Source organism: Streptomyces niveus (assembly GCF_001723055.1).
In the GTDB taxonomy this organism is placed as follows: domain Bacteria; phylum Actinomycetota; class Actinomycetes; order Streptomycetales; family Streptomycetaceae; genus Streptomyces; species Streptomyces niveus.
Genome location: NZ_MDCR01000196.1, coordinates 1 through 19,648 on the forward strand (window position 1 = coordinate 1; position 19,648 = coordinate 19,648).

A 19,648-nucleotide genomic window follows, 5' to 3' on the forward strand; every position below is an offset into this window, starting at 1 on the left:
ATCTCGGGTCCACCAACGGCATCGTGGTAGACGGACAGCACACCACCCGCGCTACGCTCCGCGACGGCTCGCGGATCGTCGTGGGCCAAACCACCATCGTTTACCGGCAAGCCGAAGGGTGAAGCGGGGGCAATGTCAGAGCTGACCCTGACGGTCATGCGGCTAGGTTTCCTAGCCGTTCTGTGGCTGTTCGTGATTGTGGCCGTCCAGGTCATTCGGAGCGATCTGTTCGGCACACGTGTCACGCAGCGCGGCTCACGCCGCAACGCCGACGCGCGTCCGCCGCAGGGCGCCGCCCGCCAGACCGCCGCGCCTCCCGCGCAGCGGTCGCAGGGCGGGCGCCAGCGCCGGGGGGCGCCCACGAAACTGGTCGTCTCGGAGGGGATCCTCACCGGCACCACGGTGGCCCTCCAGGGACAGACCATCACCCTGGGCCGGGCGCACGACTCAACGATCGTGCTGGACGACGACTACGCGTCCAGCAGGCATGCCAGGATCTACCCGGACCGGGACGGCCAGTGGATCGTCGAGGATCTCGGGTCCACCAACGGCACGTATCTCGACCGGACCCGGCTCACCACCCCGACACCGATTCCGCCGGGCGCGCCGATCCGCATCGGCAAGACCGTCATCGAGCTGCGGAAGTAGTACGACAATGAGCGAGCGGAGCGAGCGAACCGCGGCGGTCCTTCACCGGGACCGCCACAGGCTCCCGACCGGAGGGTGGGCAGTGTGGCTCGAGACCGGCTGGCACCACATTCGGCTGGCGAACCGACAGGAGAGGCGCGCATGAGTCTTTCTCTGCGCTTCGCCGCCGGGTCGCACAAAGGCATGATCCGGGAGGGGAACGAGGACTCCGGTTACGCCGGTCCCCGCCTCCTGGCCATCGCCGACGGCATGGGCGGCCAGGCCGCCGGTGAGGTCGCCTCGTCCGAGGTGATCTCCACGCTCGTGCAGCTCGACGACGACGTGCCGGGATCGGACATCCTCACCTCCCTCGGTACGGCGGTCCAGCGCGCCAACGACCAGCTGCGCGTGATGGTCGAGGAGGACCCCCAGCTGGAGGGCATGGGCACCACGCTCACCGCCCTCTTGTGGACGGGGCAGCGCCTCGGCCTCGTACACGTCGGCGACTCCCGCGCCTACCTCCTGCGCGACGGTGTGCTCACCCAGATCACCCAGGACCACACCTGGGTGCAGCGCCTCGTCGACGAGGGGCGCATCACCGAGGAAGAGGCCACCACCCACCCGCAGCGCTCCCTGCTCATGCGCGCGCTGGGCAGCGGCGACCATGTCGAGCCCGATCTCTCGATCCGCGAAGTCCGCGCGGGCGACCGGTACTTGATCTGCTCCGACGGCCTCTCCGGCGTCGTCTCGCACCAGACGATGGAAGAGACCCTGGCGAGCTACCAGGGCCCGCAGGAGACGATCCAGGACCTCATCCAGCTCGCTCTGCGCGGCGGCGGTCCCGACAACATCACCTGCATCGTGGCCGACGTCCTGGACGTCGAGTCCAACGACACCCTCGCCGGGCAGCTCAACGACACCCCGGTCGTCGTCGGCGCCGTCGCCGAGAACCAGCAGCTGCACACCTCCGACAGCGACCCGTCGATGCAGACGCCCGCCGGCCGCGCCGCGGGCCTGGGCCGCCCCGTACCGCAGCAGCACCAGCCCCCTTCGGGGGGCTTCGGCCCGCCCGGCAGCGGGGACGGGGCCGGATACGGCGGCATGCCGCCGGACGCCGGCTTCGGCGCGTACAGCGACGACGACTTCGTGAAGCCGCGCTCCGCGGGCCGTAAGTGGCTCAAGCGGTCGTTCTACATCGTGCTCGCGCTGGCGGTCGTAGGAGGCGGTCTGTACGGCGGCTACCGCTGGACGCAGACCCAGTACTACGTCGGGACCAACGACGAGCACGTCGCCCTCTACAGAGGCATCAGCCAGGATCTGGCCTGGGTCTCGCTGTCGAAGGTCGAACAGGACTTCACCAAGATCGAACTCAAGTACCTGCCGCCGTACCAGCGCAAGCAGGTCGAGGACACCATCGCCGAGGGCAGCAAGGCCGACGCGCGTACCAAGATCGACGACCTCTCCCAGCAGGCCGAGGCGTGCAAGAAGGACGAACAGCGCCGCGAGTCCGAGCGCGCGGCGAACGCGATCACCGGCGAGGGCGAGGCCGGCGGTACGACCGGAACGAAGCCGCAGACCGGCAGCACCACCACTTCCAAGCCAGAAGCGTCGAAGACGACGACTCCCTCTCCGGGCCCCAGCCTCTCGGAGGAGGAGAAGAAGCTGGCCTCGAACTGCGGTAAGCAGTAGCCGGCCGTAGGGGGCCTTCACCACCATGAGCGTTGTCACCAACACGACCACCATCGGCGCGATCGAAGCGCCGAGCCGCCGTAACACCGAGCTCGCGATGCTCGCCTTCGCCGTCATCATTCCGGTCCTCGCCTACCTGAACGTGGGCCTGGCGATCAACGACGAAGTGCCCAGCGGCATGATCGGGTACGGCCTGGGCATCGGCCTGCTGGCCGGTGTCGGCCATCTCGTGGTGCGTAAGTTCGCCCCGTACGCCGACCCGCTGCTGCTGCCGCTGGCCACGCTGCTCAACGGTCTGGGACTCGTCCTCATCTGGAGGCTGGACCAGTCACCCCGGCTGATCGACCGCGCCAACCGCATCTTCGGTTCGTTCACCCCGGACGCCCCCAAGCAGCTGCTGTACTCGGCGATCGGCATCGCGCTCTTCGTCGCCGTGCTGCTCCTGCTCAAGGACCATCGGATCCTCCAGCGCTACACCTACATCTCGATGGCGGTGGCGCTGGTCCTGCTGATCATGCCGGTCTTCTTCCCGGCGGTGAACGGCGCGAAGATCTGGGTCAGCATCGGCCCCTTCAACGTCCAGCCCGGTGAGTTCGCGAAGATCATCATCGCGATCTTCTTCTCCGGCTACCTCATGGTGAAGCGCGACGCCCTGGCGCTCGCCAGCCGCCGGGTGATGGGTCTCTACCTGCCGCGCGGCCGCGACCTCGGCCCGATCCTCGCGGTCTGGGCCATGTCGATCCTGATCCTGGTCTTCGAGACCGACCTCGGCACCTCGCTGCTCTTCTTCGGTCTCTTCGTGATCATGCTGTACGTCGCCACGGAGCGGACCAGCTGGATCGTCTTCGGTCTGGTGATGTCGGCCGCGGGCGCGGTCGGTGTCGCCACGTTCGAGCCGCACGTCCAGCAGCGCGTCGACTTCTGGCTCAACCCCTTCGCCCAGTCCACCTGGGAACAGAGCGACCAGATCGGCCAGGCGCTGATGTCCTTCGGCGCCGGCGGCACGCTCGGCACCGGGCTCGGCCAGGGCAACTCCGACCTGATCGGCTTCGCGGCCAACTCCGACTTCATCCTGTCCACCGTCGGCGAGGAGTTCGGGCTCGCGGGCACGATGGCGTTCCTGCTGATCTACGGCCTGATCGTGGAGCGGGGCGTACGGACGGCGCTCGCCGCCCGCGACCCGTTCGGCAAGCTCCTGGCGATCGGCCTCTCCGGCGCCTTCGCCATCCAGGTCTTCGTCGTCGCCGGCGGCGTCATGGGCCTCATCCCGCTGACCGGTATGACCATGCCGTTCGTCGCGGCCGGTGGTTCGTCGGTGATCGCCAACTGGGCGCTGATCGGCATCCTCATCAGAATCAGCGACACCGCGCGCCGGCCGGCCCCCGCGCCCGCCCCGTCACCCGACGCCGAGATGACTCAGGTGGTCCGACCGTGAACAAGCCCCTGCGACGCATCGCGATCTTCTGCGGACTGCTCGTGCTGGCGCTGCTGGTGCGCACCAACTGGCTCCAGTACGTCGAGGCCGACGAGCTCAACACCCATGAGAAGAACCGCCGCGTACTCATCGAGCGGTACGCGAAGGAACGCGGCAACATCGTCGTGGACGGCAAGCCGATAACGGGCTCCGCCAAGACGAAGGACACCGACTTCAAGTACAAGCGGACCTATCTCGACGGCCCGATGTGGGCGCCGGTCACCGGATTCGCCTCGCAGGCGTTCGGTGCCACGCAGATCGAGAGCATCGAGGACGGCATCCTCACCGGCAACGACGACCAGCTCTTCTTCGACCGCACGATGGCGATGTTCACCGGCGACGAGGAGAAGGGCGGCAACGTCGTCACGACCCTCAACGGCGCCGCCCAGAAGGCCGCTTTCGAAGGTCTCGGCAAGAAGAAGGGCGCTGTCGCCGCCATCGAACCGGGCACCGGCAAGATCCTCGCGCTGGCGTCCACCCCCTCGTACGACCCTTCGACGTTCGCCGGCAACTCCCTCGACTCGGACACCCCGGCGTGGAACAAGCTCAAGGACGATCCCGACAAGCCGATGCTCAACCGCGCGCTGCGCGAGACGTATCCACCCGGCTCCACCTTCAAGGTCGTCACGGCCGCGGCGGGGCTGGAGCACGGCATCGTGGACGACATCGACGCCAAGACCGACTCCCCGCTGCCGTGGATCATGCCGGGGACGAAGACTCCGCTGGTGAACGAGGGCAACATCCCTTGTGAGGACGCGACACTCAGGAACGCGCTGCGGGTCTCCTGCAACAGCGTCTTCGGCAAGCTCGGTTACAACGTCGGCGCCGACAAGATGCTGGAGACGGCGAAGAAATTCGGTTTCAACGAGGAGCAGTTCGTCCCGGTCCGTGCCAACGCCTCGGTCTTCCCCGAGGAATTGAACGATTCGCAGACCGCGCTCTCCTCCATCGGTCAGTTCGACACCCGGACCACGCCGCTCCAGATGGCCATGGTCGTCTCCGCCATCGCCAACGACGGCAAGCTGATGAAGCCGTACATGATCGACCAGCTCGAAGCCCCGAACCTGGACGTGATCAAGAAGACCGAGCCCGAGGAGATGGGCCAGCCCGTCAGCCAGGAGCACGCGCAGATGCTCCAGGAGATGATGGAGACGGTCGTCGACGAGGGCACCGGCAGGAACGCGCAGATCCCCGACGTCAAGGTCGGCGGCAAGACCGGCACCGCGCAGCACGGCGAGAACAACAGCAAGAACCCGTACGCCTGGTTCATCTCGTACGCCAAGGGCGAGAACGGATCGCCGGTCGCGGTCGCGGTCGTCGTCGAGGACAGCGACGCCACCCGTGACGACATCTCCGGTGGCGGTCTCGCCGCCCCGATCGCCAAGGACGTCATGAAAGCCGTGATCGACAGCAAGAAGTAATCGGGATATTCCCGTATTGGCCCGGACAGCTCACGAAGCTGTCCGGGCCATTGTCTGACCGGACGGCCGAAGAGACGACGGACCACCGATAAACACGGAAACAGATTCCGTCTACACCGAACCCCGCGCGCCGAGCGGCGGCATTTCCGCGAAATGGAAATTCGGCCGCCTTTGCCCCATGAGTGACCTGCCTCACCACCGGAACACCCAGCGATAACAACCGATATGTGACGATTCAAGTACCAGTCCTGTATCAGCTACCAGGGACGGTCGGACCGGATGCGGCGTGCCCGGTAGCGTATGCGCGAACAGCACACCGCCGGACCGCACACCGGTGCGGTCGGGACAGACGGAGAGGGCTGGAACAGTATGGAAGAGCCGCGTCGCCTCGGCGGCCGGTACGAGCTGGGCTCGGTGCTCGGCCGTGGTGGCATGGCCGAGGTCTACCTCGCGCACGACACCCGGCTCGGCCGCACCGTCGCTGTGAAGACGCTGCGGGCCGACCTCGCCCGCGACCCGTCCTTCCAAGCCCGGTTCCGCCGAGAGGCCCAGTCGGCCGCCTCCCTCAACCACCCGGCGATCGTCGCTGTCTACGACACGGGTGAGGATTACGTCGACGGGGTCTCCATCCCGTACATCGTGATGGAGTACGTCGACGGGTCCACCCTGCGCGAGCTGCTGCACTCCGGGCGCAGACTGCTGCCCGAGCGCACGCTGGAGATGACCGTAGGGATCCTCCAGGCGCTGGAGTACTCGCACCGCGCCCAGATCGTCCACCGTGACATCAAGCCGGCCAACGTCATGCTGACGCGCACCGGCCAGGTCAAGGTCATGGACTTCGGCATCGCCCGTGCCATGGGCGACTCCGGCATGACCATGACCCAGACCTCCGCGGTCATCGGCACCGCGCAGTACCTCTCCCCCGAGCAGGCCAAGGGCGAGCAGGTCGACGCCCGCTCCGACCTGTACTCGACCGGCTGTCTGCTGTACGAGCTGCTGACCGTACGCCCGCCCTTCATCGGCGACTCACCGGTCGCCGTCGCGTACCAGCACGTACGGGAGGAGCCGCAGGCGCCGAGCACCTTCGACCCCGAGATCACGCCCGAGATGGACGCGATCGTGCTGAAGGCGCTCGTCAAGGACCCCGACTACCGCTACCAGTCGGCGGACGAGATGCGCGCCGACATCGAGGCCTGCCTCGACGGCCAGCCCGTCGCGGCCACGGCGGCGATGGGCGCGGTCGGTTACGCGGGCGGCTACGGCGGCTCCGACGACCAGCCCACCACGGCCCTGCGCACCGCCCCTCCCGGCGGCGGCCAGACGTCGATGATGCCGCCGGTCAACCCCGACGACGGGGGCGGTTACGGCAACTACGACGACCGCCCGGACCGGCGCCGGCAGAAGAAGTCCAACACCTCGACGATCCTGCTGATCGTCGCCGGCATCCTGGTGCTCGCGGGCGCCGTCCTCATCGGCAAGGCCGTCTTCGGCGGCGACAGCGGCGGCTCGGAACAGATCAGCGCGCCGCAGCTCGTGGGGGAGACGTTCGAGGACGCGAAGCTGCTGGCGAGCAACGCGTCGGTCGAGCTCTCCCAGTCCGGCACGGACCGCTGCGACCAGCCCAAGGGCGCCATCTGCTCCCAGACGCCCAAGTTCGGCGAGAAGATGAACCAGGGCGACACCGTCCAGGTCGTCGTCTCCGAGGGGGCGCCGAAGGTCGAGGTGCCCGACGTCTCCGACGAGGCCGTCGAGGACGCCACGAAGACGCTTGAGGACGCGGACTTCGACGTCAAGACCAAGCAGGTCGAGAGCGACCAGGACCCCGGCACGGTCGTCAGCCAGAAGCCGAACGGCGGCTCGCAGGCGGAGAAGGGCTCGACGGTCACACTGTCCGTCGCCAAGCAGGCCCAGGTCCCGGTGCCGCCCGTCACCGACAAGCCGTTCGAGGAGGCGAAGAGCCAGCTCGAAACGCTCGGCTTCACGGTCGCCCGTACCGATGTGGACTCCGAGAAGGCCGCGAACACCGTCGTCGGCCAGAGCCCGGAGGGCAACACCAAGGCGCCCAAGAACAGCCAGATCACCCTCCAGGTCTCGAAGGGTCCGGCGCAGCCGGAGAAGGTCCAGATCCCCGGCGACCTCGGGGGCAAGTCCTTCGCCGACGCCAAGGCCCAGCTGGAAGGCATGGGGCTGGCCGTCGCGCTGGCACCCAACTCGCCGAACGACCCCAACGCGCAGGTGATCGGGAGCAACCCGCCCGGCGGCCAGCCGGTGGACAAGGGCAGCACCGTGACGCTGTTCCTGAATCCCGTGGGCGGAAACGGTGGCAACAACAACGGCGGCGGTGACAACGGAGGCTTCATCGGCGGCAACGGAGGCTTCGGCGGCCGCGACGACTGAGGTCGGCGCCTCCTGAAGAGGTGAAGAAGCCCCGGCATCCTTAAGAGGACGCCGGGGCTTCTTCGTGTTCTCGCGCTACAGGGTGGCGGGCACGGGTCGTACGACGCCGCTCAGCGCAGCTCCTCGGGCTTCGTCCGGTCCTCGTCGACCTTCTCCGTGCGCTCCAGCTCGGCCCACACGATGTAGCGGTAGTCGGAGGTGAAGATCGGCGTGCAGGTCGTGAGCGTCAGATAGCGGCCGGGCTTCTTCTTGCCCGACTCCTTGGGGACCGGGCTCAGCACGTCCACGTTGTACTTCGAGGTCTTCGGAAGATCCTTGAAGACCTTGTAGACGTACCAGGTGTCCTTCGTCTCGAAGACGATCGCGTCACCGGTCTTGAGCTTGTGGATGTTGTGGAACTTCGCGCCGTGCCCGTCGCGGTGCGCGGCCAGCGAGAAGTTCCCCTGCTTGTCCTTGGGAAGCGCCGACTTGACCGGGTCGGTGTAGTAGCCGGCGACGCCGTTGTTGAGGGACTTGAGATCCGTGCCCTTCTTTACGAGGACCTCGCCGTTGTTCATCGCGGGCACGTGCAGGAAGCCGATACCGTTCTTGACGTCGAGGGCGCCGGGGCCGCCGCGGCCGTCGGCCCAGCCGTCGCGTACCTCGTTGCCCTGCTTCGTGGCCTCGCGGTCGGCCAGCACGTTCGTCCACCACAGCGAGTAGACGACGAAGAGACCGAGCACCAGGCCGGCGGTGATGAGGAGTTCGCCGAAGACGCTGACGGCGGAGGCGGCCCGGCTGCGCCGGGGGCGGCGGACCGGCGCCGGGGCGGGAGGGTCGGCCGGTACGGGCTCGGGCTCTGGTTCGGTCGGCTCCGTGGACTCCGTGGACTCCGGCGGCTCCGTGGGCTCATGTCCGGGTTCGACCACCCCAGTTGTCGCGGATGTATCGTTTTTCCCGGCTTCTTCGGGTGCGCCCGCCTGCCCGTCGTCGCGCCCTGTTCCCGCTGCCACAGCACCCGTCCCCTGGTCCCTGGTCTCCGTCGTGATTCGTTCAGCCGACGAGAGCGTCGGGCTTTCCCTTGTCGCGTGGCCGTTCCTCAACCATCTTGCCCCACACGATCATTCGATACGTACTGGTGAATTCCGGCGTACAGGTCGTCAACGTGATGTATCGCCCCGGCTCCGTGAATCCGGACCCGGGCGGCACGGGACCGATCACGCCCGTGTTCGACGGCGCGGTCTGCGGAAGGATGCTCGCCATGTCGTAGGTGAAGTAGGCGTCCTGCGTCTCCACGATGATCTTGTCGCCGGGCTTCAGGCGGTTGATGTAACGGAACGGCTCACCATGGGTGTTGCGGTGTCCCGCGACCGCGAAGTTGCCCTGCTTGTCCGACGGCATCGCCGTCTTGAGCCTGCCCTCCGCGTAGTGGCCGACCATCCCGCGGTCCAGAACCTTCGCCTTGTCGATCCCCTCGGCGATCGGCACGACCACGTCGAGCTTGGGGATGTGCATGATCGCGAACCCCTGGCCGGGCTCGAAGGCCCCGGGCTGACGGCCATCCGCCCAGCCCTGCTGGATCTTGTCCTTCTCCTTGCCCGCGTACAGATCGGCCTGGATGTTCGTCCACCACAGCTGGTACGTGACGAACAGCAGCATCAGCACGCCGAGGCTGATGAAGATCTCGCCGACCGCGCGGCTGAGGATCACTCCCGGACTGTCCTTGAGCGCGCGGGCGGCCTTCCTCGCCTCGACGCGGGAGAGCGGTCTGGCGGGCGTTGAGGGCCCCGGAGCGCCTGCGGGACCTCCGGTGCCCTGCGGGCGCGTACGGCCCCGTCCACGGCCGCCCTTGGCCGCTTTACGCCGCTCGGCACGGCCCCCGGTGGGCGCTTCGGTCCGCGCGACCGGTTCCGGGCCCGTTCCGGAGATGGTGGGCAGGAGGGCCGTGGCCTCCTCGGCGCCCCCGGCGGCGGCGGTCGCGTCGTCCCGGACGGGGACGTACGGCGGACCGTGATCGGGCCGGGGCGCGGGTACGGAGGCCGACGCGGACGGCGGGGGTACGGGCGGCGGGACCGGCACCGGTTCGGGGGCTACTTGCGCCGCCCAGTCCTGCCCGTACGCGGCGGGCGCCTCCGCCGCGTGGGGGTAGGGCCCGTACCCGGACCACTCCCGCTCGGCGGACGGCGACGGCGCCGATATCCCGTCCCCCGCCGCCGCCCAGGGACCGGGCGACGAGGGCTGCGTGGGAGCCGTAGGTACGACGGGAGCCACCGGAGCCGTGGGGCTCACGGGCGCGGGGACGGGGGGCGAAGCGGCGCCCTGCCCGGGAAGGGGATCGTTCAGCGGATCCGCGAGTCCGTCCACCGCCGCCTCGAACGCGCCTGGTTCCTCGTACGGTTCCCGCTGCTCGTACGAGGCGCCGTAACCCGCGTCATGTTCGGGGCGGAGTGCGGTCACGCGACCGCCTTGCCCACCACCGGCGCCAGTCCCGCCGACCGGTCCACGGCGCCCGGATCACCGCACTGCGCGAGCCAGTTCGCCAGCATCAGGTGCCCGTGCTCGGTCAGCACGGACTCGGGGTGGAACTGCACTCCCTCGACGGGCAGTTCACGGTGGCGCACGCCCATGATGATGCCGTCGGCCGTGCGGGCGGTGACCTCCAGCTCGTCCGGCAGCTCGGTGGGCTCCGCGGCCAGCGAGTGGTAGCGGGTCGCCGTGAAAGGCGAAGGCAGCCCGGCGAACACGCCCTTGCCCTCGTGCGTGACCAGTGACGTCTTGCCGTGCAGCAGCTCGGGGGCGCGGCCGACCACGCCGCCGTAGGCGACAGCCATCGACTGCATACCGAGGCAGACCCCGAAGACAGGCACGTTGGTGGCGGCGCAGTGGCGCACCATGTCGACACAGACACCGGCCTGTTCGGGCGCGCCGGGACCGGGGGAGAGCATCACACCGTCGAAGCCGTCCTGGGCGTGCGCCGTCGACACCTCGTCGTTGCGCAGCACCTCGCACTCCGCGCCGAGCTGGTACAGGTACTGGACGATGTTGAAGACGAAGCTGTCGTAGTTGTCCACGACCAGCACACGGGCGCCGCTCACGAGTTGCCTCCCTCGCCACGCAGCGTCGCGTCCCCGAAGGGGAGGATCGGCTCCGCCCACGGGAAGACGTACTGGAACAGCACGAAGACGACCGCCAGCGCCAGCACGAGCGCGATGGCCGCGCGCACCCACACGTTGCCCGGCAGATGCCGCCAGATCCAGCCGTACATGCTGTCCCTTCCGTTCCGTACCCGTTCCCCGTCCACGCCGCCGTACCGGCGCGCGGTACCGAACCAGACTAAGGGGCCGGAGGGTCACGTGGGCGGCGCATGGGCCAGGTGTGCCGTTGGCCTCTTCTTCTTAAGAAGGGCCGCGGTGACGGCGACCGGACCGACCGGCTCGGCCGGGTTACTTCACCGGCTTCGCGTAGTGGAGATCCACGGTGCCCGTGTAGCCGGGCAGCGTCGTCTTCGCGTGCTCGTCGACCTGCCAGCCGAGACCGTACGCCTGTACGTACAGCTGGTAGTTCTGGATCGCCGGCGAGTCGTCGAGCGCCTTGCGGAGCTTGTCCTGGTCCCCGACGGCCGTGATCTTGTACGGCGGTGAGTAGACCCGGCCCTGGAGGATCAGGGTGTTGCCGACGCAGCGCACCGCGCTGGTGGAGATCAGCCGCTGGTCCATGACGCGGATGCCGCTCGCGCCGCCCTGCCAGAGGGCGTTGACGACGGCCTGCAGATCCTGCTGGTGGATGACCAGGTCGTTGGGCTGCGGCTCGGGGAAGCCGGGGTTGGCCGTGGCGTCCGGCGGGGCGTCGTCCAGGGTGACGGTGAGGGCCTGGCCCGAGACCTTCTTGGTCCCCGCCGCGTCCTCCAGACCACGGAGCTCGGCGTCCTCGGCCTTCGTGGAGCCGTCGTCGCGGCCCGCGAGGCTGTCGACGTTCTCCCGTACGGCGCCGGTGGACTCCTCCAGCTCGGCGTTCTTGTCGCTGCGCTCCTGGATCAGGTCGGAGAGCTTGAGCAGGGAGTCGTCCGTACGGAGGTTGGTGCCTTTCGCCGTGTTGAAGCTGGTGACGAAGATGAGGCCGGCGAGGGCGAAGACCCCGGCCGTGAGCAGCCGGACCGGCCGCCAGATCGGTCGGCGGACCGGCCCTTCGGAGGAGTCGGCAGAATTGCTCAACGTACCCTTATCTCCTTAGGCGCCACGGAAGCACTACGCTAACGGACGCCCGGGGGAGGCAGCGTTCCCCCCGCTCCTCACCCCCGGCACACCGTTTCAGTTACCTGCGCGGTCACGCAGCGCATCGACAGGAGAGTCCCTCGTGCCGAAGTCACGTATCCGCAAGAAGGCCGATTTCACGCCGCCCCCCGCGGCGAAGCAGTCGACCACCATAAGGCTGTCCAACCGGAGCTGGGTCGCGCCGGTCATGCTCGCCCTGTTCCTCGTCGGGCTGGCCTGGATCGTCGTCTTCTATGTGACCGAGGGCTCGCTGCCGATCGACGCCTTCGGCAACTGGAACATCGTGGTCGGCTTCGGGTTCATCGCCGCCGGCTTCGGTGTCTCCACCCAGTGGAAGTAGCGGCGGCGGCCGTCGTCAAGCTCTGCCCAGAGACTTATCCACAGTGCTGTCCACAGCCGGGGGAAAAGGTCTGACGATCTGTGGATAACTCCACGGCAGGTTGACGCCGGTGTGACTGGAACACCTGCTTCGGCCGTTGTGATGAAGCGTCTCGCCCCTTGTCCCTGCTGGGAAAACCCTGATCAGCGACAAGGGGCACTGATGTTCCCCCACAGATTGCACAAGATCCGGCACACGCTGTGGACAACTGTGCGTTTCACGGGTCTGTGACCGGTCTTCGACAGCCCTCAGGTGAGCTGACCGGTTCTGATCACGACGACCGCGAGGGTCGCGAGCAGCACCACGGCGCAGGTGCCCCACTGCACGAGCGCCCGGCGCTCACGCGGCGCGTGCACGAGACCGACGGCGATCGCCGTGCCCGCGACCAGACCGCCGAGATGCGCCTCCCAGGCGATGCCGGACCAGGTGAACGTGAAGAGCAGGTTCAGCGCCAGCAGCGCGAGGACCGGCCTCATGTCGTAGTTCATCCGGCGCATCAGTACGACGGTGGCGCCCAGGAGACCGAAGATCGCTCCCGAGGCGCCGAGCGACGGCTGGTTCGGCGCGGCGATCAGATAGGTCAGCGCGCTGCCCGCCAGGCCGGAGATCAGATAGAGCGCGATGAAGCGCACGCGTCCGAGCGCCGCCTCCAGCGGACCGCCGAGCCACCACAGCCCCAGCATGTTGAACGCGATGTGCCACACCGCCTGGTGCAGGAACATCGCCGTGAACAGGCGATACCACTGCCCGTCGGCGACGCCCACGACCTCGCCGATCTCCGGGTTGAAGGCGTGCCCGATGAGATCCAGCTCGCCGACGACGCGCTGTTCGCTGACGAGGACACCGACGAAGACCGCGAGATTCAGTCCCAGCAGGATCTTCGTGATCAGCCGGGGGTCGGAGGCGATGGTGCCGCCGGCGATGGTGCGCGGCCGGGCCGCGGTCGGGGACATGCCGTTGCCGGAGCCCTCCCGTACGCAGTTCGGGCACTGGAATCCGACGGACGCGCTGATCATGCAGTCCGTGCAGATGGGCCGCTCGCACCGGGTGCAGCGGATGCCCGTCTCACGGTCCGGGTGCCGGTAGCAGTGGGGTGTCGCGTCGACGGCGGGCCGGTCCGGGCCCCCGGGCTGCTGGTCCATCGGTCCCCTCGGTACTCGTTGCGGCGGGAGGGCGCACAGCGCACCGCCCTCCCCGTCCGGTATGTAACCACTACGGACGGGCAGGGCGGGAAGGTTCCCCGAACGGGAATCCGAGACGTCGAGACGCGTGAGGACTCGCGTCAGCGGGACTCGACGACGACCGACTCGATCTTGACTTCCTCCACCGGGCGGTCGGTGCGCGGGTTGGTCTTGGTGGCTCCGATGGAGTCCACGACCTTCTTGCTCGCCTCGTCGGTGACCTCACCGAAGATGGTGTGCTTGCGGGTCAGCCACGCGGTGGGCGCCAGGGTGACGAAGAACTGCGAGCCGTTGGTGCCCGGTCCCGCGTTCGCCATGGCCAGGAGGTACGGCTTGTCGAACGAGAGGTCGGGGTGGAACTCGTCCCCGAACTCGTAGCCCGGACCGCCGGTGCCGTTGCCCAGCGGGTCCCCGCCCTGGATCATGAAACCGCTGATGACCCGGTGGAAGACGGTGCCGTCGTACAGCCGGTCGCTGGACTTCTGACCGGTCGCCGGGTTGGTCCATTCACGCTCGCCCTTGGCGAGCTCCACAAAGTTCTTGACCGTCTTCGGCGCGTGGTTCGGCAGGAGCCGGATCTCGATATCGCCGTGGTTGGTCTTCAGGGTGGCGTAAAGCTGCTCGGCCACGATCTGCCTTCCGTGAGTCTGCTCTGACTCTGTCGATCCTCGCACGGACGGCGGGCGGGCCGCCCGCCCCGTACCCCTCAAGCGCCCGCGGTGTCCTGTGACGGGGAATCAGCGGTCGACGGCGGGGCAGGCGAAGGCCGGGTGACGGCTGGGCGACGGTGGGAGAAAGGCGAGGCAGTCATGGGCTTGACGGGGCACGGCGCCGCGAAGCGTGGCATTGTCGTCGGCGAGCTCCCCTTGCACCGCAATGCCCAGGCATGTCGTCCCAAGTCGTCCCAAGCCGTCTTCCGTGACCCGGATGCCCGCACCGCATGCCGGTACGGCGGGCGGGAGGCATGATTTCGATCTGGGTGGACAGGCGGATCTTTGTCCAATAACGGGGGAAACCCCCAAGCCCCTGACCGCCACCGAGGAGGAGGATCCTGTGACCCGCATGGACAGCGTGCGCGCCGCTACCGATTCGGCGAAGGAGAGCGTGCTGCACGCCGCGGAAGCGGTGGCACCCTACGCCGATACGGCCAAGGAACAGGCCGCGTTGTACGCCGAAGAGGCCCGCGTCCGGCTCGCACCGACGGTGCGTAAAGCCGCGAAGCAGGCTCGTGTTCAGTACGGCGCCCATGTGGCGCCGCGTGTGCCCCCGAAGGTCGACGAGGCAGCACAGCGTGCGGCGGCTCGGACGCGTATGGCAGCGCGTCAGGCAGCCTGCTACACGGTGCCACGTGTCGAGCACGCGGTCTCCGTCGCACAGCCGGTCGCCGGGGAGGCAGCGGCTCGTTCCGCTGCCGCTCTCGCCGCGCTGCGCGGTCAGATCACGGTGAAGGAGGTCCAGAAGCTTGTGAAGAGGCATGAGCGACGGGCCAGGTGCGGACGGATCGCCAAGGGCCTGGTGGTCCTCGGTGTGCTGACCGGTGGGGCTGTCGCCGCGTGGAAGTGGTGGGACAAGCAGGCCAATCCCGACTGGCTGGTGGAACCGCCCGCTCCTGCCGAGGTCTCCGAGCACAACACGTCGCTGTCGTCCGTCGACGGCAGCCAGGGTGCGCTCGATTCGGAGGCACGGGCCAAGCAGGACGGGAAAAAAGGGGCGAAGGATCGCAACGACCGCCCGTGACGGGTGACCGGTGATCCGTGGGACCGCTGGTGCTGTCGCCGTACGACGACTGTCGCGGCCGGCGCGGAGAACGCGACGGTCCGGCTGGTGCGGTACGGCGGGCTCTGCGGGTCTTTCGGATGACGCGCGTGGTGCGGGTGCCGGGAGTCCTCAGGGAATCCCGGTTCCTCACGCCGCCGCCGCGAGTGCCGCGTCGGCGGCCGACTCGTTGTCACGCGCCACGTCGGCGTCCGTACGGGTGTCGACGGGCAGGCGCCGGACCGACGGTGACGAGCCGTGCGCCTCGGCGCGGATACGCTGCTCGATGGTCGGCGGCCGTGACGTGTTCGCCGGCCGCGCGTACTCCGGCAGTGCCCGTCGTACCGCGGGTGCCGCGTCACCTCCGCCCCGCTCATCGGCGGCGGCCGGCGACTGCCCCTTCACGGGCTTCGCGGGCTGCTCGGCGGGCTGCTGTACGGCGGCGTCCGCCGCGGCGGCGGGGGCGGTCAGCCCCAGGGTGGTGAGCACCGCGAAGAACGCGGTCAGGAAGACGGTCCACAGATTCTTGACCTTGAAGGCGGCCATGACCCCTCGCTTTCAGGTTGCGCTCGGGTTGAGCGATCTACATACCTTCCTCATGATGTGTACGCATCTTGGGAATCGACGGACCAACGCCGCCACTGCGCAGTTCTTCTGATGAACACCACCCGTACGGTGCAACGAGTGCCGTTAATCGTTAGTCGGACCGCTCCGGGCGGGCCTCCGTCACCCCCTGGAGCGAGCGCTCTATCCAGTAGGGTGCCCTTGTGAGGACAGCGGAGCAGGACCCCACCACGGGCGCGGAGCGCCCGGTCGGCACCCGCGAGCGGATCGTCCGTGCGGCCTCGCTGCTCATGCAGCGCCAGGGCTACGACGGCACGGGGATCAAGCAGATCTCCACCGAGGCCGGAGCCACACTCGGGTCGGTCTATCACTTCTTCCCCGGCGGCAAGCAGCAGTTGGCCGTCGCCGCGATCGGCCACGGGGACCGCGAGTTCGCCGACGAACTGCGCGCCACCCTCGACGCGGCCACCGACCCGGCCCAGGCGGTCATCGACTGCGCGCACGGCCTCGCGCGGGGGCTGCGCGAGTCCGACTGGGTCGACGGCTGCCCCGTCACCGCCACGGCCCTCGGTACGGCGGGCCGCGCGCCCGACATCCAGGAGGCCGCGGCTGCCGCGTTCGCGAACTGGCGCGACCTGGTGTACGCCCGGCTTCGCCGCGCCGGCTTCGCCGAGGACGACGCCCACGACCTGGCCCACACGGTGATCAGCACCCTGGAGGGCGCCGAACTGGCCGCCCAGGTCTCCCGGAGCGAACGCCCGCTGTTGATGGCCGGCCGTCACCTCGCCCAGCTCATCGATCTCTACGCCCCGACGACCGATTCCTGAGGCCGCGTCGGGCCATTCGTGCGACGGCCCGCGGCACGGGACTGACGCGCCCTCTGTTCAGGACGGGGAGATGATCCGATCCTGGTCGCCATGGACGATCGCGTGATGTGGCTCGTACTGAGTACGAGCGGGCTCCTGGTGCTCCTGAACTCGGGTATCGGCATCCTGGCCCTGCGCGACCACCGGACCGGGCTGCGCGTGACGGAGCGTCTGATCGCCTCGGGCGACGTGGACGTCTATCACGCGAAGTGGCTCACCGGATACGGGTACCGGGAGAGCTGGGCCCGTGAGCGGGCGGGAGACGCGGCACGACTGGCCCTCCAGGCGCTGCCCGCGTCCGGTCTCGCGTACGCCGGGACGGAGGAGGGACTCGTACCGGTGCCCGACGCCACGGACCAGACCGGCGCGACCCCTCCGCAACATCCGCTGACCCTGGCCGCGTGGCGGTTCACCCGCGACACCTGGGCCGCCGGAGACCCGGTGACCGTGAAGGCGCTCACCGCCCACCCCCCGTTCCGGAGGGCCTGCTCGACCCACCGGGAACGGCTCTCCCCTCTGCTGCCCCCGCACCGCACACGGCGCGACAACCACGCGGACCGGGCGCCGTGGCACGCGGGAGTGATCGCCGCGGGCTGGGTCACGCTCAACACCGTCGTACTGATGTGGCCGCTGGTCGTCGGCAACCCGGACGCCGGACCCGACGGACCGGTCGAGGAACTGTTCGGGATGCTCGCACTGTTTGTCGGCTGCGCCTTCTTCTCCCCGCTCGTCTTCCTCACTCTGCACGTCCAGCTCTGGCGGGCCTGGCAGGACCGCTGGCCCCGCCGGCTGCGCAGCCACTGCGAGGACCTGATCGAGCGGGAGTCCCGGGGGTGGGTGCCGCTGTCCCCGCTCCTGCGATGACGTACGGCCGAGACGGCAAAAGGCCGTCCGACCTGCGCTTCCACAGGTTGGACGGCCTCTTGGAGAAGTGGAGCCTAGGGGAGTCGAACCCCTGACATCTGCCATGCAAAGACAGCGCTCTACCAACTGAGCTAAGGCCCCGGAAGGGGTGTACGACGGCGCCGCGGAACGTCTCGGTGACCGCCGGGGACCAGAGTACCGGGTGTCCACCGTGATCTCGCAAAAGGATTGGGACTCCCGGTCCGCGACCCCGCTCCGTAGGATGCCCCAGAGGTTCGCAGCAGCGAAGCTGCCGCCTGGGGAAGCGATGGGGAGACGCGAATGGACGCCGCACAGCAGGAATCGACAGCAAGAGCCAGAGAACTCCAGCGCAGTTGGTACGGCGAGCCACTGGGAGCACTCTTCCGGCGGCTCATCGACGACCTGGGCCTGAATCAGGCCAGGCTCGCCGCGGTGCTCGGCCTGTCGGCCCCGATGCTCTCCCAGCTGATGAGCGGCCAGCGCGCCAAGATCGGCAATCCCGCCGTGGTCCAGCGCGTTCAGGCGCTCCAGGATCTGGCCGGACAGGTCGCCGACGGCAGCGTCAGTGCCGCCGAGGCCACCTCCCGGATGGAAGAGGTCAAGAAGTCGCAGGGCGGCTCCGTCCTCACCGCCACCAGCCAGACGACCAACAGCACGGGCGCGCCGACCGTGCGGCGGGTCGTCCGCGAGATCCAGTCACTGCTGCGGTCGGTCGCCGCCGCCGGTGACATCATCGACGCCGCCGATTCCCTCGCGCCCAGTCACCCCGAACTGGCAGAGTTCCTCCGGGTGTACGGAGCCGGGCGCACCGCCGAGGCGGTCGCGCACTACGAGGCGCACCAGAACTAGGCGACGGTCCGACGGACAGGACGACTGGGAGCGAGCGCGGCGCGATGGGTGAGGTCTTCGCTGGTCGGTACGAGTTGGTCGACCCGATCGGACGTGGCGGTGTGGGCGCCGTCTGGCGTGCCTGGGACCACCGGCGCCGCCGGTATGTGGCGGCCAAGGTGCTCCAGCAGAGCGACGCGCACACCCTGCTGCGTTTCGTACGCGAGCAGGCCCTGCGGATCGATCACCCGCACGTGCTCGCACCGGCCAGCTGGGCCGCCGACGACGACAAGGTCCTGTTCACCATGGACCTGGTGAGCGGCGGATCGCTGGCGCATGTGATCGGCGACTACGGGCCGCTGCCGCCGCGTTTCGTCTGTCTCCTGCTCGACCAACTGCTGTCCGGTCTCGCGGCGGTGCACGCGGAGGGAGTCGTCCACCGCGACATCAAGCCCGCCAACATACTGCTGGACGCCACCGGGACCGGCCGGCCGCATCTGAGGCTGTCCGACTTCGGGATCTCCATGCGCAAGGGCGAGCCGCGCCTGACGGAGACCAACTACGTGGTGGGCACGCCCGGTTACTTCGCGCCGGAGCAGATGGAGGGCGCGGAGCCGGACTTCCCCGCCGACCTCTTCGCCGTCGGCCTGGTGGCGCTCTATCTGCTGGAGGGGCAGAAGCCCGACGCGAAGGCCCTGGTGGAGTTCTTCACCGCGCACGGCACCCCGGGAGCGCCGCAGGGCATTCCCGAGCCGCTGTGGCAGGTCCTGGCCGGGCTGCTCCAGCCGGACCCTGACGCACGGTTCCGTACGGCGACGGGAGCCCGCAAGGCGCTCACGGCGGCCGTCGAGCTGCTGCCCGAGCAGACGGAGGACGACGAGCCGGTCGAGGTCTTCGACCAACTCGGGCCGCTGCCGCCCCCGTTCGGCCCCGCGGGACCCGCCACGGAGCCGGACCCGGGCCACCCCGCACCGGCTCCCCAGGGAACCGGGAGCACCCCGTGGACGGCCGGCGCGTCCTCCGTACAGGAGCAGCCGGCGCCGGAGATCTCCATGTCGGAGACCGGCAGCTTCCATCTCCCCCCGCCACCGCCACGCCACACGGACCAGGAACAGGCACCCCAGGCACCACAACCTCACCAACCCCCCTCCGGGCCACACCCGTTGCAGCCCTACGCACCCGCCGCCGCCCACTCCGCGCCCGTACATCCGCCCGTTTCCCCTTCCCCCGCGGCGCCCGACCCGTCGCAGGCACTCACCGCCCAGGTGCCGCACGACCTGCCGCACACTCGTAGATACACCGCTCAGCGCCCCGGGGTTCCCACCCAGTACC

Annotated in this window: 20 protein-coding genes and 1 tRNA gene; 12 read left to right on the plus strand and 9 right to left on the minus strand. The window is 68.9% G+C overall.

Annotated elements, in window-relative coordinates:
* From BHU15_RS39355 to pknB, 6 genes are all read left to right on the plus strand, one after another.
* On the plus strand, positions 1-122 hold a 122-nt coding region (locus tag BHU15_RS39355), incomplete at its 5' end, for an FHA domain-containing protein (RefSeq protein WP_141726861.1).
* A gap of 10 nt (positions 123-132) precedes the next feature.
* Positions 133-648, plus strand: a complete 516-nt coding sequence (locus BHU15_RS22725; protein WP_023540225.1) for an FHA domain-containing protein FhaB/FipA — start codon at positions 133-135, stop codon at positions 646-648.
* 141 nt (positions 649-789) lie between these two features.
* Positions 790-2,316, plus strand: a complete 1,527-nt coding sequence (locus BHU15_RS22730; protein WP_023540226.1) for a Stp1/IreP family PP2C-type Ser/Thr phosphatase — start codon at positions 790-792, stop codon at positions 2,314-2,316.
* A 25-nt stretch (positions 2,317-2,341) separates the two neighbouring features.
* Entirely contained in the window at positions 2,342-3,751 is a 1,410-nt protein-coding gene (locus tag BHU15_RS22735; protein WP_069628897.1) for an FtsW/RodA/SpoVE family cell cycle protein, read from the plus strand.
* Entirely contained in the window at positions 3,748-5,211 is a 1,464-nt protein-coding gene (locus BHU15_RS22740; protein WP_023540228.1) for a peptidoglycan D,D-transpeptidase FtsI family protein, read from the plus strand. Before BHU15_RS22735 ends, BHU15_RS22740 begins: the two co-directional genes overlap by 4 nt.
* Positions 5,212-5,580: 369 nt before the next feature.
* Positions 5,581-7,608, plus strand: coding sequence for a Stk1 family PASTA domain-containing Ser/Thr kinase (gene pknB / locus BHU15_RS22745; protein ID WP_069628906.1), 2,028 nt, complete (start codon positions 5,581-5,583; stop codon positions 7,606-7,608).
* Between the two features lie 110 nt (positions 7,609-7,718).
* Here pknB and BHU15_RS22750 read toward each other — a convergent pair whose 3' ends face one another.
* From BHU15_RS22750 to BHU15_RS22765, 5 genes are all read right to left on the minus strand, one after another.
* Complete coding sequence (locus BHU15_RS22750) at positions 7,719-8,516, minus strand: class E sortase (protein ID WP_079128311.1); 798 nt, start codon at positions 8,514-8,516, stop codon at positions 7,719-7,721.
* A 124-nt stretch (positions 8,517-8,640) separates the two neighbouring features.
* On the minus strand, positions 8,641-10,044 hold the full coding sequence (locus tag BHU15_RS22755; protein ID WP_069628898.1) for a class E sortase: 1,404 nt from the start codon (positions 10,042-10,044) through the stop codon (positions 8,641-8,643).
* Positions 10,041-10,682 (minus strand): aminodeoxychorismate/anthranilate synthase component II, encoded by a 642-nt coding sequence (locus tag BHU15_RS22760; protein ID WP_023540232.1) that lies wholly within the window; start codon positions 10,680-10,682, stop codon positions 10,041-10,043. The genes BHU15_RS22755 and BHU15_RS22760 overlap by 4 nt, the downstream gene beginning before the upstream one ends.
* Positions 10,679-10,852: a hypothetical protein gene (locus tag BHU15_RS40275; RefSeq protein WP_167756094.1), complete on the minus strand. Its 174-nt coding sequence runs from the start codon at positions 10,850-10,852 to the stop codon at positions 10,679-10,681. The genes BHU15_RS22760 and BHU15_RS40275 overlap by 4 nt, the downstream gene beginning before the upstream one ends.
* Positions 10,853-11,030: 178 nt before the next feature.
* A complete protein-coding gene (locus tag BHU15_RS22765) occupies positions 11,031-11,798 on the minus strand; it encodes a DUF881 domain-containing protein (protein WP_069628899.1) in 768 nt (255 codons plus the stop codon).
* Positions 11,799-11,940: 142 nt separating this feature from the next.
* Here BHU15_RS22765 and crgA point away from each other — a divergent pair, with 142 nt between their 5' ends.
* The gene (gene crgA / locus BHU15_RS22770; RefSeq protein WP_023540235.1) at positions 11,941-12,198 is read left to right on the plus strand and encodes a cell division protein CrgA; all 258 of its coding nucleotides are present in this window, start codon (positions 11,941-11,943) and stop codon (positions 12,196-12,198) included.
* 287 nt (positions 12,199-12,485) lie between these two features.
* On the opposite strand, the gene BHU15_RS22775 is transcribed toward crgA, so the two are convergent.
* The gene (locus BHU15_RS22775) at positions 12,486-13,379 is read right to left on the minus strand and encodes a rhomboid family intramembrane serine protease (protein ID WP_069628900.1); all 894 of its coding nucleotides are present in this window, start codon (positions 13,377-13,379) and stop codon (positions 12,486-12,488) included.
* A gap of 140 nt (positions 13,380-13,519) precedes the next feature.
* Positions 13,520-14,047 (minus strand): peptidylprolyl isomerase, encoded by a 528-nt coding sequence (locus BHU15_RS22780; protein WP_023540237.1) that lies wholly within the window; start codon positions 14,045-14,047, stop codon positions 13,520-13,522.
* A 424-nt stretch (positions 14,048-14,471) separates the two neighbouring features.
* On the opposite strand from BHU15_RS22780, the gene BHU15_RS22785 reads away from it, so the two are divergent.
* Positions 14,472-15,155 (plus strand): DUF5324 family protein, encoded by a 684-nt coding sequence (locus BHU15_RS22785; protein WP_069628901.1) that lies wholly within the window; start codon positions 14,472-14,474, stop codon positions 15,153-15,155.
* Positions 15,156-15,323: 168 nt separating this feature from the next.
* Here BHU15_RS22785 and BHU15_RS22790 read toward each other — a convergent pair whose 3' ends face one another.
* The gene (locus BHU15_RS22790; RefSeq protein WP_069628902.1) at positions 15,324-15,719 is read right to left on the minus strand and encodes a DUF6344 domain-containing protein; all 396 of its coding nucleotides are present in this window, start codon (positions 15,717-15,719) and stop codon (positions 15,324-15,326) included.
* Between the two features lie 221 nt (positions 15,720-15,940).
* Between BHU15_RS22790 and BHU15_RS22795 the strand changes: the two genes are divergently transcribed.
* Both BHU15_RS22795 and BHU15_RS22800 read left to right on the plus strand, forming a co-directional pair.
* Positions 15,941-16,564 carry a TetR/AcrR family transcriptional regulator gene (locus BHU15_RS22795; protein WP_069628903.1) on the plus strand — a complete coding sequence of 208 codons (624 nt, stop codon included), beginning with the start codon at positions 15,941-15,943 and terminating at the stop codon, positions 16,562-16,564.
* 90 nt (positions 16,565-16,654) lie between these two features.
* Complete coding sequence (locus tag BHU15_RS22800; RefSeq protein WP_069628904.1) at positions 16,655-17,467, plus strand: hypothetical protein; 813 nt, start codon at positions 16,655-16,657, stop codon at positions 17,465-17,467.
* A gap of 68 nt (positions 17,468-17,535) precedes the next feature.
* Here the strand turns inward: BHU15_RS22800 and BHU15_RS22805 are convergent.
* Positions 17,536-17,608, minus strand: a tRNA-Ala gene (locus BHU15_RS22805).
* A gap of 180 nt (positions 17,609-17,788) precedes the next feature.
* On the opposite strand from BHU15_RS22805, the gene BHU15_RS22810 reads away from it, so the two are divergent.
* Together BHU15_RS22810 and BHU15_RS22815 are read left to right on the plus strand one after the other, a co-directional pair.
* Positions 17,789-18,337 carry a helix-turn-helix domain-containing protein gene (locus tag BHU15_RS22810; RefSeq protein WP_023540242.1) on the plus strand — a complete coding sequence of 183 codons (549 nt, stop codon included), beginning with the start codon at positions 17,789-17,791 and terminating at the stop codon, positions 18,335-18,337.
* A 44-nt stretch (positions 18,338-18,381) separates the two neighbouring features.
* The coding region (locus BHU15_RS22815) for a serine/threonine-protein kinase (RefSeq protein WP_069628905.1) at positions 18,382-19,648 on the plus strand (1,267 nt) is incomplete at its 3' end.

Bases quoted from the DNA above. Each gene is read 5' to 3' on its own strand.
- BHU15_RS22725 (WP_023540225.1), top strand. From the start codon at position 133: ATGTCAGAGCTGACCCTGACGGTCATGCGGCTAGGTTTCCTAGCCGTT.
- BHU15_RS22730 (WP_023540226.1), top strand. From the start codon at position 790: ATGAGTCTTTCTCTGCGCTTCGCCGCCGGGTCGCACAAAGGCATGATC.
- BHU15_RS22735 (WP_069628897.1), top strand. From the start codon at position 2,342: ATGAGCGTTGTCACCAACACGACCACCATCGGCGCGATCGAAGCGCCG.
- pknB (WP_069628906.1), top strand. From the start codon at position 5,581: ATGGAAGAGCCGCGTCGCCTCGGCGGCCGGTACGAGCTGGGCTCGGTG.
- BHU15_RS40275 (WP_167756094.1), bottom strand. From the start codon at position 10,852: ATGTACGGCTGGATCTGGCGGCATCTGCCGGGCAACGTGTGGGTGCGC.
- BHU15_RS22775 (WP_069628900.1), bottom strand. From the start codon at position 13,379: ATGGACCAGCAGCCCGGGGGCCCGGACCGGCCCGCCGTCGACGCGACA.
- BHU15_RS22790 (WP_069628902.1), bottom strand. From the start codon at position 15,719: ATGGCCGCCTTCAAGGTCAAGAATCTGTGGACCGTCTTCCTGACCGCG.
- BHU15_RS22800 (WP_069628904.1), top strand. From the start codon at position 16,655: ATGGACGATCGCGTGATGTGGCTCGTACTGAGTACGAGCGGGCTCCTG.
- BHU15_RS22810 (WP_023540242.1), top strand. From the start codon at position 17,789: ATGGACGCCGCACAGCAGGAATCGACAGCAAGAGCCAGAGAACTCCAG.